This window comes from Desulfuromonas sp. TF (assembly GCF_000472285.1).
In the GTDB taxonomy this organism is placed as follows: domain Bacteria; phylum Desulfobacterota; class Desulfuromonadia; order Desulfuromonadales; family ATBO01; genus ATBO01.
Genome location: NZ_KI421423.1, coordinates 86,191 through 103,689, shown reverse-complemented (window position 1 = coordinate 103,689; position 17,499 = coordinate 86,191). Strand labels below are relative to the sequence as shown.

At 58.5% G+C, this 17,499-nt stretch carries 13 protein-coding genes; 9 read left to right on the top strand and 4 right to left on the bottom strand.

Going from position 1 to position 17,499, the window contains the following annotated elements:
- The 4 genes from DTF_RS24035 to DTF_RS0116255 form a co-directional block, all read right to left on the bottom strand.
- Nucleotides 1-610: xanthine dehydrogenase family protein subunit M (locus tag DTF_RS24035; RefSeq protein ID WP_193352711.1), on the bottom strand; the 610-nt coding region annotated here is incomplete at its 3' end.
- On the bottom strand, nucleotides 607-2,898 hold the full coding sequence (locus tag DTF_RS0116265) for a xanthine dehydrogenase family protein molybdopterin-binding subunit (protein ID WP_027716178.1): 2,292 nt from the start codon (nucleotides 2,896-2,898) through the stop codon (nucleotides 607-609). The genes DTF_RS24035 and DTF_RS0116265, both read right to left, overlap by 4 nt.
- On the bottom strand, nucleotides 2,895-3,422 hold the full coding sequence (locus DTF_RS0116260; protein WP_027716177.1) for a (2Fe-2S)-binding protein: 528 nt from the start codon (nucleotides 3,420-3,422) through the stop codon (nucleotides 2,895-2,897). Before DTF_RS0116260 ends, DTF_RS0116265 begins: the two co-directional genes overlap by 4 nt.
- Nucleotides 3,423-3,479: 57 nt before the next feature.
- Nucleotides 3,480-4,265 (bottom strand): IclR family transcriptional regulator, encoded by a 786-nt coding sequence (locus DTF_RS0116255; protein ID WP_155890848.1) that lies wholly within the window; start codon nucleotides 4,263-4,265, stop codon nucleotides 3,480-3,482.
- Nucleotides 4,266-4,910: 645 nt separating this feature from the next.
- Here DTF_RS0116255 and DTF_RS24030 point away from each other — a divergent pair.
- The 9 genes from DTF_RS24030 to DTF_RS0116205 all read left to right on the top strand — a co-directional run bounded on the left by DTF_RS24030 (nucleotide 4,911) and on the right by DTF_RS0116205 (nucleotide 17,410).
- Entirely contained in the window at nucleotides 4,911-5,822 is a 912-nt protein-coding gene (locus DTF_RS24030) for a YCF48-related protein (protein WP_226989388.1), read from the top strand.
- A gap of 30 nt (nucleotides 5,823-5,852) precedes the next feature.
- Nucleotides 5,853-8,324 carry an RND family transporter gene (locus DTF_RS24025; protein WP_051361393.1) on the top strand — a complete coding sequence of 824 codons (2,472 nt, stop codon included), beginning with the start codon at nucleotides 5,853-5,855 and terminating at the stop codon, nucleotides 8,322-8,324.
- Between the two features lie 93 nt (nucleotides 8,325-8,417).
- Nucleotides 8,418-10,313, top strand: coding sequence for a DUF1302 family protein (locus DTF_RS0116235; RefSeq protein WP_051361392.1), 1,896 nt, complete (start codon nucleotides 8,418-8,420; stop codon nucleotides 10,311-10,313).
- Between the two features lie 66 nt (nucleotides 10,314-10,379).
- Complete coding sequence (locus tag DTF_RS0116230) at nucleotides 10,380-11,687, top strand: DUF1329 domain-containing protein (protein ID WP_027716174.1); 1,308 nt, start codon at nucleotides 10,380-10,382, stop codon at nucleotides 11,685-11,687.
- A gap of 287 nt (nucleotides 11,688-11,974) precedes the next feature.
- Nucleotides 11,975-12,850: a xanthine dehydrogenase family protein subunit M gene (locus tag DTF_RS0116225; protein ID WP_035057697.1), complete on the top strand. Its 876-nt coding sequence runs from the start codon at nucleotides 11,975-11,977 to the stop codon at nucleotides 12,848-12,850.
- Between the two features lie 31 nt (nucleotides 12,851-12,881).
- Complete coding sequence (locus DTF_RS0116220) at nucleotides 12,882-13,388, top strand: (2Fe-2S)-binding protein (RefSeq protein WP_027716172.1); 507 nt, start codon at nucleotides 12,882-12,884, stop codon at nucleotides 13,386-13,388.
- Entirely contained in the window at nucleotides 13,388-15,739 is a 2,352-nt protein-coding gene (locus DTF_RS0116215) for a xanthine dehydrogenase family protein molybdopterin-binding subunit (RefSeq protein WP_051361391.1), read from the top strand. The genes DTF_RS0116220 and DTF_RS0116215 overlap by 1 nt, the downstream gene beginning before the upstream one ends.
- Before the next feature lie 90 nt (nucleotides 15,740-15,829).
- Nucleotides 15,830-16,261 carry a thioesterase family protein gene (locus tag DTF_RS24020; protein ID WP_051361390.1) on the top strand — a complete coding sequence of 144 codons (432 nt, stop codon included), beginning with the start codon at nucleotides 15,830-15,832 and terminating at the stop codon, nucleotides 16,259-16,261.
- A 363-nt stretch (nucleotides 16,262-16,624) separates the two neighbouring features.
- Nucleotides 16,625-17,410 (top strand): cyclase family protein, encoded by a 786-nt coding sequence (locus tag DTF_RS0116205; protein WP_027716170.1) that lies wholly within the window; start codon nucleotides 16,625-16,627, stop codon nucleotides 17,408-17,410.
- The last annotated feature ends 89 nt before the right edge of the window (nucleotides 17,411-17,499 follow it).

The following is a 17,499-nucleotide window of genomic DNA, read 5'->3' as shown; positions in this document are numbered from 1 at the left end:
TGCCCAGCGGGGTGTAGAACTCCCTGACCGCGATCCGCCGTTCACCGGCCGGACCGGCCACGAGCATCCGCGCATCGAGGGCCGTCAAGGCGACAGCCATATCCGAAGGGCAGACGGCGAAACATTTCCGTCCCTCCAGGAGGGCGTGACAGCGGTTGTCACCCCGCACGGCAAGGCAAGGCCCGCTGCCCTTGCGTGCACACTGAATGGGGCCGCCGATATGCCGTGGGTAGCGGTAATAGCAACAGCGCACATCCTGACAGAGGTTGCCGCCGATAGTGGCCACATTGCGGAGCTGTGGGCTGGCCACGGCACGGGCCGCCTCGGCGAGAACGCCGTAACGTTCTCTGAGTAGGGGGTCGCTCGCCAGGTCGGAGAGTTTTGCCAGCGCCCCAATCCTGATGCCCCCCTTTTCCTCGATGATGTAATCGAGTCCGGCGACGGTTTTGATATTGATGATCGCCTCAGGATATTCCGGGAGGAACTCATCCTTCAGCACACCAAAAAGGTCTGTCCCGCCCGCATTGAGCCGAGCCTTTCCGTCGTACTCCACCAGGGCCGCCACGGCCTGATCGACGGTCAGGGCGTTGATATGGATGAAGGGCTTCATGCTCCACCTCCTGTCCGGGTTTTTGGCGCAACCTTGCCCAGGGCCATGAGGACTTTTTCCGGCGTGACGGGGTATTCGTGCAGCCAGACGCCGACGGCATTTGAAACGGCCATCAGGACGGCCATCGGACCGGGGGATGTGGCCACCTCACCGACACCAATGGCTTTAAAACGATGACTGGAAACGGGGGTTTCCAGAACCACGTTGTCGATGGGGGGAAGTTCCGAGAAGGTGCGCCACTTGTAGTCGATCATGTTGGCGTTGAGGATATGGCCCGTGGAGGTGTCGAGCACCGTTTCCTCGAAGAGAGCGCTGTCGATACCGGAAGATCCGAGGCAACCGTTGAGCTGCCCTTCAAGGCCGGGGGGGTCGATGATCTGGCCGACATCCGTGGCGTTCACCACCCGGAGGAGATCGACCTTGCCGGTTTCCGTATCTACCTCGACCTCGACGAATGTCGTCATGCAGTTGGCCAGGGTAAAATCGGGATCGAAACGGCCGTAGCCGAGGACGGTCCGTTCATGGCCGATGGCACGCCACGGGACGCTCCGCCCCGGCTGTTCCCGGACGAAGATCACCCCGTCCGCGGTCTCCAGATCCTCGGGGTTCGCCGCAAGAAGGGGCGCGGCAAGTTCAAGGAGCTTTTTCCTGGCGTCTTCGGCCGCCTTGATGGCGGCGCTGCCGATGGCGTAGGTACCGCGGGAGCCGACCGGTCCGAACTCGAAGGGATTGGTCAGCGAATCGGCTGGGGTGACCGAGATCTGCTCCATGGGCAACTGCAGCACCTCGGCCACCATCTTGACATAGTTGCTGCGCTGACCGGTGCCGTGCTCGGTGATGCAGGAGAAGAGAATGGCCGTCCCGTCGGGATGCAAACGCACATAGGCTTCCGACGAGTCCTCGCCGATGTCGGCATTGCCATGGACGCCGACCCCGACTCCCCTTCGCCTGCTGCCGTCCACCGCGCTGGGCTGAAGCCAGCCCTTCCAATTTTCCTGCCAGCCGAAGCGCCGGGCCCCCTGCTCCATGGCATCCGAATAGTCGATTCCCCGGTAGGTGTACCAGGCCCCGTCACGCCAGAAGTAGCCGTCCCCCGGCTTGACGTAGTTCTTCTTGATGAACTCCAACGGATCGAGGTTGATCTTTTCCATCGCCTGGCAGAGGAGCGGAATGAAGGAGCATTTCAACTCCTGGCCGCCGAATCCTCTGACCCCGCCGGAGGCATTGCGATTGGTGCAGACGATGGAGGTCCTCAGATCCCAGTTGGCGCAGCGGGTCATGAGCTGCACCTCCCCGCACCCCACGGCGACCTGGGCCTGGGTCAGCATCGAATAGTATCCCGTGTCGACCAGCCACGTGCCTGCAACCGCCGTCACCGTCCCGTCCCGCTTCATGCCGATCCGGGCCTGCATCCGCGACCCCGGCCGAAGGACGAAGGCGGCGATATGCTCCTCCTTGGTGAAGATGAGCTTTACCGGCCGGCCTGTGGCCCGGCTCAGGAGGGTGGCATAGGTCTGGACCGGCCAGGACATGAGCTTGGTGCCGAAGCTGCCGCCGCAGGCCGCGCCATGAGTTCTCACCTCCACCTTCTTGCCGAAGATGTGGAAGAGAACGACCTTGTCCAGATAGGAGGACTGGTTGGATACCCAGAGGGTCACCCGGTTCGGTTCCTCCCAGACAGCCACCGCTCCCGGCGGCTCCGGCGGAATGGGGTTGGGTATGTTTTCATAGCCGAAGGTCCCTTCTGAAATGACGTCGGCCTCGCGAAATCCCAGCTCCACATCTCCCGTGACGACCTCCCTCAGGCTTTTGGGCCCGTAGGCCGGAAAACCGGGGGTGACGATGTTCCCGGGCAACTCGTCGTAGAGCTGGGGAGCATCCGGCCGCATCGCCTCTTCTACGTCAAAGACGGCCGCAAGCGGTTCGTATTCGACAGCGATCAACCCCACCGCCTCTTTGGCAATCTCCTCGGTGACGGCAGCGACGAGCGCCACGGCATCGCCGACGTAGCGCACCTTTCGGTCGAGAATCCGGACGATGCGGGGCGTGCCCCCTTTCCAGTCCGGCACATCCTCCCAGGTCAGCACCGCCTTGACTCCGGGCAGCTGCTCGGCCCTGCTCTTGTCGATTTTTTTGATCAAGGCATGGGGATGGGGACTGCGGAGCACCTTGCCGTAGAGCAGGTTGGGAAACTTGATATCATTCAGGTACTGGGTCGCACCGGTGACGACTTCCACCGCATCCTTGCGCTGCGTCGACTTGCCGATAAAACGATAGGATTCGGTCATTTCTCGCTCCCATCTTCCGCGACTGCCATGACGGCCCTGACCACCTGGTAATGGCTGATGCAGCGACAGAAGTTTCCGGACAGAGCCTCTTTCACCTCTTCTTCCCTTGGGGATGGATTTTCGTTGAGGAGCGCCTTTGCGCTCAGAATCATCCCCGGCGTGCAAAAGCCGCACTGAAAAGCCGTATGATCGATGAAAGACTGCTGCAGGGGGTCGAGACGACCGGTCTCGAAATCACGCAGCCCCTCGATGGTCGTTATACTCTTCCCCTGGCACTCGATCGTCAGGGTCATGCAGGAAAGGACCGCCTTCCCATCCATAAGAACGGTGCAGGATCCGCAAGCCCCGTTGTCGCAAGTCACCTTGGTGCCGACCAGGCCCAGTGTCTCTCTCAGGGTATGGGCCAGAGTGTGCGATGTTTCCAGCTGATGGGGCTGGCTGCCGATCTCCAATACCACGGGTGTTCCGTTGACGAAAAAACGGACGTCCCTGCTTACGGATTTTTTCCTTCTCTTCGTCACCATTTCCACCGTGCCTCCTTGTTGCTTCTTCAACTCCACTTGACTCCGCTGGAAGCCTTATTAATCAATCCGGGCGCCCAGTTGACGCGACAGGAACTTCCCGGAAGCAACCACCTGCGGCCCGAAGTCACGGGCCTCCTGTTCCGAAAACAGGCCGACCATGGCGATGTAGCCTATGGGCGCCGCCCCGGGACCGAACACCGGCACGGCCAGCGAGTTAAGCCCCGGCTTCATCTCTCCCAGGTCCAGGGCAAACCCTTCGCGGCGGCACTCTTCCATCTCCAAATGCAGACGTTTCCTGTCGAAATTTCTGGCGGGCCCATGGAAGTAGACCGTGGGTTCCTGAAGCAGGAGCTCACGTTCAGCCTTGGGAAGAAATGCGGCAATCGCCTTGCCGTGAGAGCCGTAGGACAACGGAAAACGGTGTCCGGTACGAATGGTGACCCCCACATCCGACACCCCCTCGTGTTTGGCGACCACAAACACCTTGTTGCCGGCGATGAGTCCGAAGGTTGCCGTGCAGCCGAGCTTCAATGAAAGCTCCTCCAACACGGGCTTTGCAAGCTGCGGCGCATCCAGATCGTCGAGTGTCTTGCGGGAAAGCGCGATCAATGCGGGCCCCAAAGAGTATCCTTGGCGGTCGCCGTTTCTGCGCACCAAGCCGAACCCATGGAGTGTCTGGAGGATGGAGTAAGCCTTGCTCTTGTGGATCCCCACCTGGGCGCAGATCTCCATCAGGCTCATATGGGCGGCATGGTTTCCCGCCAGACAGAACAGGATTTGGCAAGCCTGCTTCACCGCGGGAACCAGATATCTTTGCGTGCTTTTGTCCTTTTTATCGTCCATGATGCCCCCGATTATGTTCTGCACACAGAACACTTGTTCTGCATATAAAAACACTATCAAGGCCGAGCCTTGGCGTCAAGAAAAAATTACGCTGTTTTATTTTTCTACCGGGAATGTCTGAATGCTCAGGAGATCTACTGCGAAGCAAGGGGGAACATGGTTATAAATGAAAGGAGAGGTAAATGGGCAGAGGGTCGGGGGGAGATGAGCGTGAACGGTCTGATTCTCCCGAGCCTCGAAGGGGACAAAATTATCTTATAGATCCAATCAATCTTATACTCCTCTTATCTCATTGAATTTAAAGGGACATTTCTTTCAATTCAGCATTCTGCCAAGTCTTTTTTATACCCAATCCCGGGCGCGGTCCTCCTCAAAATAAAATAAAACGATGTTATTTTGGGTACTTAAACGTCTCGTCAGGCTTGGCATCATAGTTGCGATAAATACGCGAAGAGTCTGGGTGCTTACCGGTTGCAAGAACTGAAATCCGACAACCCTCTAATCCTCTTCGCGGAATATCAACAAAACAACGTTACGTGTACTGAGCATTCCACAACAGTTGTTCCAAAGCTCCACATGCACCTTGGGAGATTTTCAATGCTACGAAACGATTTACGAGTAAGAAGAGGGTTTTGCATCTTCGTGATGTTGATGACGATGACGGGATGTGAGGCGCCCCTTGACCTGAAAGGCGTGGAGAAAGTTTCCGAAAGACCGGTTAAGCGATTCGACCAGTTCTTATCGGCCGCGAAAAATGATCGGGCCTCGGTGGTGGTGAGTTCCGCGGGCGCCGTTCTGGTGACCAGTGACGAAGGAAAACAGTGGACGCGGCACGATCTGACCGGAGTTCCCAACCTGATCGAGGTCGTCTCCTGCCCGGACGGATCCTTCGCGGCCCTCGACACCATGCGCAGGGTATGGGTCTCCGCCGATGACGGCAACACCTGGAACGCAAACGAGCTCGAGACGCCCGAGTCGATGACGACCCTCTCCTGCGACCCCGGGAACCGGCTCTGGGCAGGGGGAAGCTTTACCACACTTATGAGCAGTACCGACAAGGGAGAAACCTGGGAAACCACCTCTTTCGACCAGGACGCCATGTTCACTGCCTTACAATTCGTGGACCATCAGTTCGGCGTAGCCGTGGGCGAATTCGGAACGGTTGCCATCACCGAAAACGGCGGTGAAAGCTGGGAAATCGGACCGAGCATATCGAACGAATTTTATCCTCAGGCGGCCCTGTTCCTTGATCGTGACAACGGCTATGTCGTCGGATTGAACGGCAAGATCCTTCGAACTTCAAACGGCGGCGAATCGTGGGTTTATGAGGACACGCCCACTGATGCACCTCTCTACGGACTGGCCCGGCAGGGGATGGAACTCTTTGTCGTAGGCGAGGGAGGCGTGATGCTGCATCGCAAAGATGGTCGATGGGAAGGGGTGAATCATGACAAGCCGGTCGGATCCTACCTGCGAACGGCACTTCCCGTCAACGGCCAGGAACTTTTGATCGCCGGCGGCGCCGGTGCCTTATTTCTGGTCTCTACCCGAAATTAAAAACAATCTATTTCATTAATGGATTAAAAAATGAAAAAAATCAAACAGACCATCCATCATCTGTTTCACAAGATAGACGACGTGCTGTTCGGTGCGCCCTACCTGTGGTTGTCGATCATCCTGGCGATGACGGTTTTCTTCGCCGTCCAGATCCCCGGCGTGAAAATGTACTCCGAATTCGCCGACCTGCTGCCTCAAGAGCATCCCTACATCAAGACACACAATGAAATCCGGGATGATTTCGGGGGGGCGAACAATATCATCCTGGCGGTCGAAGTGGAGAATGGAGACATTTTCACCAACGAAACCGTCGGCGTGATTCACCAGTTGACGGAGGATGTCGACAAACTGCCCGGCGTGAATCACAACCTGGTGTCGAGCGTCACCCACCGGACCGTTCGCAAGGTCTGGCTGACCCAGACCGGAGATGTCAACTCGGCCCCGCATTACGATCCCCTCAAGAAAGAGATGAGCGAGGCCGAACTGGCGCAAATGCGTCAGGACGTCATGTCCAATCCGCGAGTGTACGGGCTGCTGGTTTCCCCCGACCTCAAGGCCGGTCTGATCAAGGCAACCTTCAACGAAGGGGCTCTCGACTATCAGGCGATTTTCGCGGGGGTTCAGACGATTAGAGAAGCGGCGGCGCGGTCCGGGATTGAAATTCACGCCACAGGTGCGCCCATGCTCGTCGGCTGGGTGTTTACCTATGTCGGGCAGATATTGCAGATTTTCTTCTTTACCCTGCTGATGATGGTCTCCCTGCTGATCCTCTACTTCCGACGTCTTTACGGAATCGTTCTGCCTCTGCTGGGCATTTTGATGGCGACCATCTGGGGATTGGGCACCATCTCCCTGCTCGGCTACAATCTCGATCCTCTCACCCTGGTGATACCTTTCCTGATTTCCGCCAGGGCGATGTCGCACGGTATCCAGATCGTCGAACGCTATTACGAGCAACTGGAGCTCGTCGATAATACCCGGATCGCGGCGCGGAACACCTTCAACAGCCTCTTTCGTCCAGGGTCCCTGGGTGTCGTCTCGGACGCGATCGGTCTTTTGCTGATCGCCCTCGGTTCCGTGCCGATCAACACCAAGATGGCGCACTACGCCTCGCTATGGGCATTTTCGGTGATTTTCGTCGTGCTGATCTTCATGCCCCTGATGCTCGCGGTACTGCCACGGCCTCGGGCAGTGAAGAGGAAGGATTCGAGACTCGCCGGATGGATGGACTCTTTTGCGGCTTCAGTGAGCACGCGACGGAGCGCCATTACGGTTTTGTGTCTGATCGTGCTGATGATGACTTGCGGCGGGTATTTCAGTTCTTGGGTCCAGATCGGCGAGGCGGAGTCCGGATCTCCCCTGCTGTATCAGGATCACGATTACAACGTTTCCTCCAAGGCTGTGAATCAAAAATTCCCCGGCTCCGAAGAACTTTTTGTCCTGGCGCGCACAGACAAACCGGGCGGGATTAAACGCCCGGAAGTGCTGCGGGCGCTGGAGGATCTGGAAAGGCACATGCTGCTCGACCCTGAGCTCGGAGGCGTCAAGGCGGTGCCGGGCCTGGTGAAGCAGGTCAACCGGATCTTCCACAGCAACGATCCCCGCTGGTCGCAGATACCGGATTCCGATTCCTACGTGGGCGGCCTGCTGTTCGCCTATATGGCCTCCAGTCCGATACCGGGTGCGGAGAAGGAATTCATCGACACCGAGCAGCAGACCGCCAACATGGTTTTCTACTACAAGGACCATAAAGGCGGAACCATTCGCCGTGCCATCCACCAGATCAAGCAGTGGATAGGCGAAACCGGCTCCAAAGTGGAAGGGCTCAGCTTCCGCCTGGCAGGCGGCCAGATCGGGGTGACCGCAGCCATCAACGAGGCGGCCTACAGCACCAACATGCTGGTCATTCCCCTCGTGCTCGGATTAATCTTCCTCTTCGTCACCCTGTTCTACTCGTCTCTTCATGCCGGACTGCTGATGATGTGCTCGATGGCCTTCGCCACCACCCTGACCTATGCCTACATGGGGATCAAGGGGATCGGCATCAACGTCAATACGGTCCCGATCATCGCCGTCGGCATCGGCATCGGCATCGACTACTCCATATACGTCATGGACCGCATTCGCGAGGAAATCGGCGCGGGACTGAACCTGAACGGGGCCATCCGGCGGACCTTCGCCACGACCGGAAAGGCGGTTGGATTCACCGCCGCAACCCTCATCGGCGGGATAATCATGTGGGTATTCATTTCCGACCTGCGGTTTCAAGCCGATGCGGCTCTGCTGTTGTGCGTCATGCTGATCCTCAATGCCATGGCCGCCATCTTCCTGGTGCCTTCCTGGGTGCTCATCTTCCGACCCAACTTCATTGTGAAGGTCCTCTATGACAAGGATGACATACTGATCGTCGATGGGGCGGATACCACCCCGCAAGAACCGTCTCAGCTGAAACCGACCTATCCGTCGGTGGCATATGCCAATAAGGCAGGAACTCCCGATTGAACAGTGGGATCTCTCGGGAGCCTGGCGCATGAAGAAAGGGAGTTGATTGTCATGAAGTTGAGAAATTGGAGGTTCACAAGGCCGGGATTCACAATGTTCGTGGGTTTCTCGGCGGTCATCACACTGGCCGCCGCATCTCCCGTGAGGGCGGGAGTCAGCGGTTTCATCGAAAACGACACGCACCATCGCTACACCGATGATCGGGGATTGTCAAAACTCAGAAACACCGTGCAGCTTGAATACAGCAAGGACCTGGGTTCCAAGGGCATCTTTTCGGAGGTTTCCCTGAACACCACGCTGCGCGCCACCTACGACGGCGTGTACGATCTGAATGACGACGAATGGGGCGACGAGGCCGGAGGACCGATCACGCTTGAGCAGGCCGGCGGCCCGACCCCTCCGCCGCCGTTCGGACCCGGCGTCGTCATCCCGGCCGCTCAGGTGCCTCATGGCGGGGGTCTCGTTCTGGCTGATGACTTCGATACGGCGCGAAATCCGAACGAGGGGCTGGAAGTCCTTGGCGAACACCTGCACGACCCCAAAGGCGGCCTCACCTTCGGTGTTCCGGTTCGGCCCTGTGACGAGGATTCGCGGGGCTGTCTCGACGACTACATGGACGCGGACAGCGACGAGCTGCGTTTTCCCGAGTTCAACGACCGACACGACTGGCTCCGTGAGTTTTACCTCACGGCCACCGTGCCTCTGGGCGACGGATACAAGGAGCTGGGATTCAAACTCGGCCGGCAACAGATCGTCTGGGGGCGCACGGACCTGTTCAGGGTTCTTGATGTCATCAACCCCGTCGACTATTCGCGCAACAACATCTACGACGAACTGGAAGACATACGCATCCCGATGTGGATGCTGGAAACGGAATACCGCTCGGGACCCGGCAAGATCTTCGACGACCTGAACTACTCGTTCGTCTGGAACTTCGATAAGTTCAGACCGCACAATCTCGGTCAGGGAGGAACGCCGAACCAGATCCTCGACGCGGGCTCTTTCTTCCGGGGGATGAAAAACCTCTGGGACAATGGCGGCACGGTGAGCAACTTCGCCTTCCTGAACACAGCCGTCGATTTCCCGGAGCATACGATCGGCATCCGGGATGTGGACATGCCCTCCTGGTCGCTTTCCAACACCCAGTTCGGGGGCAAGATCGAAGGCGTGTTCAAGGACCTCGGCTTCTCGCTGAACTATCTGAACTACCGCTCACATCTGCCGACCCTGCGCGGTCTCGTCCCCGCCAACAACCCCTTTACGCCGGGTGAGGACCTGGCGCCCCGGCCATTCCTTCCGGCCTTCGACATCGAATTTGCGAGGATCAACCTCTTCGGCGGCTCCCTGGACTATTACGCGGACTTCATCAAGTCGGTCTTCCGCGTGGAGGTCGCCTACACCACGGGGGAAGAATTCATCAACACCGCCCGTCCCGAACTTTTTTCGGATTCGGATGTCGTCCGGTGGGTCTTTGGCTGGGACCGCAACACCTTCATCCGCGCGCTGAACCCGAACAAGGCGTTTCTCATTTCGACCCAGGTTTTCGGACAGCATCTTCTCGACCACGAACTCGAAAAAGGCCCCCTCGGCGAAATCGGCATCCCCGACTGGGAAGACAACTACATCGTCACCATGCTGCTCAAGGGCTGGTGGAAGAACGACCGGCTGAGTCCGCAGGTTCTGACAGCCTGGGACACCAAGGCCCGATCGGCGGCGATCGAACCGAGCATAAGCTACCTGATCAATGACAACCTGAGCATCACGGCCCGCTGGAACACCAAGATCGGGCACGGAGCCCGCAACTTCAACGACCTGAGAGCCGGCAACCAGTTCCCGCCTTTTACCGCGACGCCTTTCCATTCGGACCCGACGGTTGCACAGACGATCGGCGCCCGCGGCTATGAGCCCACCGGACGGTTCCGGTCGGGACCCTTCGGCATGGCGAAAAATGAAGACGAGGTCTCGCTCAACATCCGTTATGCCTTTTAGGATCCGCGAGGAAATTTAAAACTTTATGGTTCGATACGATAAATTCGTAACAGAGGAGGACAACAAATGATGAAAAGATTTTTTGCGCTGCTCGCGACGGGTCTCATCGCGATGGCCGGTACGGCCCAGGCAGCTTCGGATGCCGACGTGGAGAACTCCCTGTCGCCGTACAAGAACTTCAGTTACGACACGACCAAAATCAAGCCGGGCATGGTGATCAACAAGGACAACGTGGAGAAGGTGAAGGAATATCTTGACCCCGCCATGTATCAATTCATCCAGAAGGGCTGGTATGAGATACCCGTCATGGAGACCACTTCCTTCGACCTGCCCGCGCCGTACGTCGAGGCGACCAAGAAAAACCTGAACAAAACAAAACTGGTTGAGGGGAATCTCGTCGATTACCTGGCCGGCAGGCCCTTCGTGCAAGAGCCGGACGCCAATGACCCCCAGGCCGGTACGAAACTCGCTTTCAACAACAAGTACGCCCTGATTGCCGGCGACGGAGGGACGATCTATCCCTTCTACTGGAAATACCGGGACATGAACAGCGGGAAAATTGAACGACAGATCAAATTCGAAGTTCATTCCCTCAACTTCAAGCATCGGACGACGCAGGAGCCGATCCCCAACGTAGAGCCCAATCCTTCCGACATTTTCAGGGGATTGTACCTCCGGGTCGAGGAACCTTTCGACGTCGAGAACACGCAGCTGCTCATTCAGCGCCACGAGGACGACCTGAAGCGCGACAACGCATGGCTCTATCTCGGCTTCCAGCGCCGAGTAAGGCGGCTCTCCTCCGGCCAGACGACGGATGCCTTTCTCGGCTCCGACCTCATGATCGAGGACTTCGAGGGATACAACAACCGCGTCGCCGACCAGAAATGGACCTACAAAGGAACGGAGAAGCTTCTCCTTCCCTACTACAATCACAACGAGCTTCCGGAGCTTTCCGACGAGTTCAAGGAGCCCGATGGCTACCGTTATGTGGATTTCGGCGGACAAGGCGGCTGTTTCCCCAAGGTGAACTGGCAGGTGAGGAAGGTTTACGTGATCGAAGCTGTTCCGGTAGATCCCAACCACCCGATCAGCAAGCGCATCATGTACATGGATGCCCAGACCGGCTTTTTCAGCCGCACCATCTCTTACGACCGGGCCGGCAAACTCTGGAAAACCTGGCTGATCGGGGAATCACACCCTGATCACCACCTGGAGATCAACAAAGGGAGCAACGTCGCCCAGTGGGACAGCTTCACGATGATCGATACGCAGGCCATGCACTGCACGACCGGTCAGTTCCACGCTCATAACAACCCCGACGATGTTTCTCCCAACCAGTTCACCCCGCAATACCTTCGGAAGAGAGGGCAATAGGCTCGGAATGGACAATATCCTCGCCATCGGGGCGAGGATATTGTCCTGAAAAAAAACAATCTCAAGCCATTGCTTACCAGTTTGCCTTTTACATTGACCCGATCAGAGAGGGCTTGATAACATTGTTTTACAATGTGTTATGCTGGGAGGGTGCGTAACCTTGACCGCACGGAGCATCTTTCTGAAAGCGGGATAGCACCGGATGGCAAGGGGATCAACGTAGACGGCACACCGGAGACGGTCCACTACATGCAAAACAATGGTTTATTGTCCGGAAGGGGATCATTATGAGCAGTCGAGTATTGCCTCAGTTTGAGTATCTCACACCACAAAGCATCCCGGAAGCCATCGGCATACTGAAACAATACCAGGGCAAAGTGTCGATTCTGGCTGGGGGGACGGACCTGCTGATCTGGAACTATATCCGCAAGATCAATCCCGCTGCACTGCTCAGCCTCTCTTCCCTGCCGGAACTCGATCGCCTCGAATTCAACCCCGGAGAAGGGCTGCGCATCGGCGCCAGATCCAAGATATCCAGCCTCCTGGCCAGCTCCATGATCGCTGAGAAATACCCGGCGCTCCACGAGGCGGCGCTCACTTTTGCCACGCCGCAGATCCGCAACATGGCCACGGTCGTCGGCAACATCATGCGCGGCTCCCCCGCCGGTGACTGCTCCTGCGCCATACTCGCCCTGGGCGGCCAGGTCGTCCTGGAAGGGCCCGAGGGCCGTCGGTCGGTCGATATCGATGATTTCTGGGTGGGATACGGCGAAACCGCCCGCCGCAGCGATGAACTGGCTGTCGAGCTCCGGATTCCGGCGCCCGGCCCGGGGACCCGCTCGGCTTTCCATCGCCTGACCCGGGTGCATGAGGACCTGGCGAAGATCAACGTCGCCGTCCGCCTCGAAATGGATCGGGGCGTGTGCCGGCAGGCCCGCATCGCCATGGGATGCGTCGGCCCCACTCTCCTGCGCCTCAAGCAGACGGAAACCGTGCTCGCGGGCGCAACCCTGAATGAAGAGATCCTCCTTCAAGTCGCGGAATCCGCCCGCAGGGAGATCGCTCCCATCGACGATCAGCGCTCGACCGCTGAATATCGACGGCAGGTTGCCGGAGTCATTCTCCGCAGAGTGATCGAGCGGGCGGCGGAAGGCCGGAACTAATCGTTTCACGAACAAAGCACGGGAGGATGGCATGAAAACCCGATTCATAAAGCTCAACGTCAACGGCAAAGAGCACCGGCTGGAAGTACCCGCCAACCGGACTCTGCTGCAGGCCCTGCGTGACGATCTCATGCTGACGGAGACGAAATACGGCTGCGGAACCGGCGAATGCGGCGGCTGTACGGTACTCGTCGACGGCAAGGAGAGTATCTGCTCCTGCCTCACCCTGGCCGTCGAGGTCGAAGGCCGGCACATTACCACGGTGGGCGGCCTCACCCGCGACGGGGAACTTCATCCCATCCAGCAGGCCTTCATCGACGAGGGAGCCATTCAGTGCGGCTATTGCACGCCGGGGATGGTGATGAAAACCGCAAGCATCCTGGCAAATAATCCGACGCCCTCTGAGGAAGAGATCCGCCGTGGACTGGAAGGCAACATCTGCCGCTGCACCGGATATGAAAAAATAGTCCGGGCCGTGCAGCGTGCCAGCCGGATGATCGACAATTCTCAACTCCGAAAAGCTGGAGGTATGAGCTGATGAGCAAACTGAACTATATCGGCAAGAGCGTTCCCAAGGTCGATGCCCGGCAGAAGGTCACCGGGCAGGCCGTCTATGCCGCCGACCTCCATCTCCCCGGCATGCTCTACGGCAAAATCGTGCGCTGCTGGGAACATGCCCATGCCAGGGTGTCCCGCCTCGACCTCTCGGAAGCACAGAAAGTGCCCGGGGTGGTCAAGGTCCTGGGCCCCGGAGATGTCACCCGGAATTTATACAACACCGGCGTTCTGGATCTGATGGTTCCAGAGGACCTGGGTCAGCTTCTGGGGGATATCGAGGACCAGCGGATTTTCACCGACCACGTCCGCCACCAGGGGGACGCCATCTGCGGCATCATCGCCGAGACCGAAGAGATTGCCGAGATCGCGGCCCGGAAGGTCAAAGTCCTTTACGAGCCCCTGCCGGTCTATCTGCGGGCCGAGGAATCCGCCGTGCCGGAAGCGTACCAGTTCGATGAGCGCAAGCCCGGCAACATGGCCTTCCAGCTTCCCGAGGCGCTCTTTCCGGACAACGCTTACGGCTGGGGGGATGTCAACGCCGAGATGGAAAAGGCCGATCTGGTTCTCGAGGAGACCTTCACGCTGCCCAAGGTCAAACAGGCCCAGATGGAACCCCACGCCTATGTGGCCCATTATGATCAGTCGGGGCGGCTGAACTGCTGGACCTCGACCCAGATGCCCAAATGTGTTCACAACAAACTGGCCCGCCTGTTCGAACTGCCGATGTCGCGGATCAACCTGGTCTCCACCACCATCGGCGGCGGCTTCGGCGCCCGGCTGGGGATGGTCTTCGAGCCCGAGACCTGCGCCATGGCCATGGCTGTTCCCGGCCGGCCCGTCAAAGTCCAGTCGGCCCGCGAGGAAGACTGGGTCGCCTCGGAAAGCCGGCATCCGGGCAAGTACCGGATCAGAATGGGCTTCAGGAAGGATGGCACTCCCGTCGCCGCCGACGCGCATTTCACCTCGGACAGGGGCGGCTATTATACCCACGGCTCCGGGACGGCGTTTACCACCGGATCCTGGCTCACCGGCATGTACAAGTTCAACGCCATCCGCTACAAGGGCGACACCTTCTACACCAACCAGGCCCCCAGCGGCGCCTTTCGCGGGTACGGCAATCCCCAGACCAACTTCGTCCTGGAGCAGATGATCGACCGGGCCTGCGAAAAGCTCGGATTCGATCCCGTGGAGTGGCGCAAGAAGTGGCACAAGCAGGCCGGCGACGACGGCTGGTGCATCGGCGTACCCTACTCCTCCTGCGCCCTGGACGAGTGTCTCGACAGGGGAGCGGAGGCCATCGGCTGGAAGGAAAAACGCGCCCGCTACGCCAACCAGACCGGCAGCAAGCGACGGGGGATCGGCGTCGGCGTGATGAACCATACCAGCGGCGCCATGCCGATGCTCCTGGAGCACACCACCTGCACCGTCAAGATGAACGAAGACGCCTCCGCCGTCATCACCCTCTCCTGCTCCGACCTGGGCCAGGGAGCCCACACGGTGCTCAAGCAGATGGCTGCCGAGACCCTCGGCATGCCGATGGAGGAGATCCACCTGCTCGTCAACATGGACGCGGCCGGCTTCGACATCGGCTCCCACGCCAGCCGCACCACCTATGTCGGCGGCGGCGCCGTACTCAAGGCCTGCGAGGACGTCAATCGGCAGCTCATCGAACGCGCGGCGCAGCGCCTGGACGTGCCGGCGGAGGATCTGGAGATCAGGGACCGCCGGGTCATCTCCAGAGCCGACCCCGAAAAGACGATGAGCGTCCGGGAAATCTGCCACACCGGAGTCTATCACTTCGTCAATCCGCAGACCGGTGAAGCCAACGGCGTTCCCGGACAGATCCAGGGATATGCCAGCCACTTTCCCAGCCACAACTCCCCTCCCTTCGGCGCCTGCTTCGCCGAAGTGGAGGTGGACACCGAAACCGGTGAGGTCAAGGTGCTGGAGCTTGTTCTGGCGCACGACATCGGGCGGGCCATCAATCCCAAGGCGGTTGAAGGGCAGCTCGAGGGCGGAGCCCAGCAGGCACTCGGCATGACCCTCACCGAGAATATCCATTATGACGCGAAGGGCTTGTGCCGCAACAACAGCTTCACCGACTACAAAATGCTCGGACCCATGGATATGCCGAAGATCAAGACCATCCTGGTGGAACAGCCCGACCCCGTGGCTCCCTTCGGTCTCAAGAGCGTCGGCGAAGCCGGGCCGGTGAACCCCGTGGGCGCTACAGCCAATGCCATCTCTCACGCCCTTGGAATCATGTTCACCGAAGCTCCGATCACGCCGGAAAAGATTCTCCAGGCCCTTCGGAAACAAAAAGTAGCGTAACCCCTTCTATCCGGTGAGGCTGTCCGGCAGGACAGCCTCACCCCCTTGCCGTCAGGCGCCGGATATCCTTCCTTGATCTCAGGAACAACAATGCCAGACAAAAAACCCTACTATACGCACAGCAGCCGGGCTCGTTTTACTCATACCGACCCGGGGGGGTTCGTCTTTTTTTCGCGGTTTTTCGAGAAGTTTCAGGCGGCGGTTGAAGACTGGTTCAACATCGAACTGAAGGTCGACTACGCAGGGCTCATTCTGAACCGGGGGCTGGGGCTGCCGACCGCCCATACCGAGTGCAGCTTCATGAAGCCATGTCTGCTCGGCGAAGTGATCGACATATCGGTACGGCTGAAGAAGATAGGATCGACGTCGATAACGATCGAATTCATCGGCTCGGTGGCTGAGGAACAGCGTCTGCGCGCCCAGTCGGTTCTCGTCCTTATCAACCTGGAGGACGGAAAACCCACTCCGGTTCCCGATGACCTGCGCAGGAAGTTCGAGACGTACCAGGCTCAAGGCGAATAGGAACGACGAAGGGGGCAAGCTTTTCTTATGAGCCCAAGACTAGATTATACCTGTCTCTCCCCGGTTATTCCGTCTCCTTTCCATCCGGCTTAATAATCCCGCAAAGTTTTCTTATATCCGTTCAACCTCGGTTTCACTTCTCCAAAAAGGACTAAAATCTATAACTTTCAGTCAGTTAAGAGAAGCAGGAAGGATTGGCATCATAGTGGCAAAGGATATGCCCCATAGTGTGCGGATGCCTTATCTAGAATGTAAGCTCCCGGCCTGATATGCGACCGAAGTTCCTTGGCGGTTTGCGGCGGCCCTGGAAATGCGAATTTTTCGATCAACAACCCTAACAAGACAGGAGTATACGCTATGTACATGTCGAATCCTTCGCAGGTGTTGGAGCATGTGTTGAATGGTCTGACGCATGGAAGCATCAAAATGGTGGACCTGACGCAACCGCTGGGCGAGGAGACGCCTGTGATCGCCCTGCCGCCCGAGTTCGCCCAATCGCCAGGTTTTACCAGGGAGGTCATTTCCAGGTATGATGACAAGGGGCCGGGCTGGCACTGGAATACCATCACGCTCGGCGAGCATACCGGGACGCATTTCGATACCCCGAGCCACTGGGTCACGGGTAAAGACCAACCGCACAACACCCTGGACAGCATTCCCGTACAAAATCATATCGCGCCGGTCTGCGTCATCGACACCAGCAAGGAGTCGGCCGACGACGAGGACTTTTTGCTGACTCCCGAATTTCTGGAGAAGTGGGAGCAGGCGCACGGCCGCATCCCCGCAGGCTCCTGGGTGCTGATGCGAACCGATTGGTCCAAGCGCACCGACGCGGACGCCTTTCTCAACCTGAAGGAGGACGGAGCCCACTGCCCGGGACCGAGCGTGGAATGCATTCGTTTCCTGATCGAACGCGATGTGGCCGGATTCGGGACAGAGACCGTGGGGACGGACGCCGGTCAGTCCCATCTCTTCGACCCCATGTTTCCCTGCCATCATCTGATCCATGGCGCGGGCAAATACGGCCTTGCCAGCCTGTGCAACCTCGATCAGCTGCCGCCCACAGGGGCGATTCTGATTACCGCGCCCATGAAGATCGTCGGCGGGTCCGGCAGCCCGGTGCGCGTGTTTGCCATCACCTCGGCCTGAGGCAAGTTTTTAGATTGTCCGTGACAAGTCAAAACTATTCACGGGGATAAAAGGGATGAAGGGGATGATTCATCTTAAGGAATTGGGAT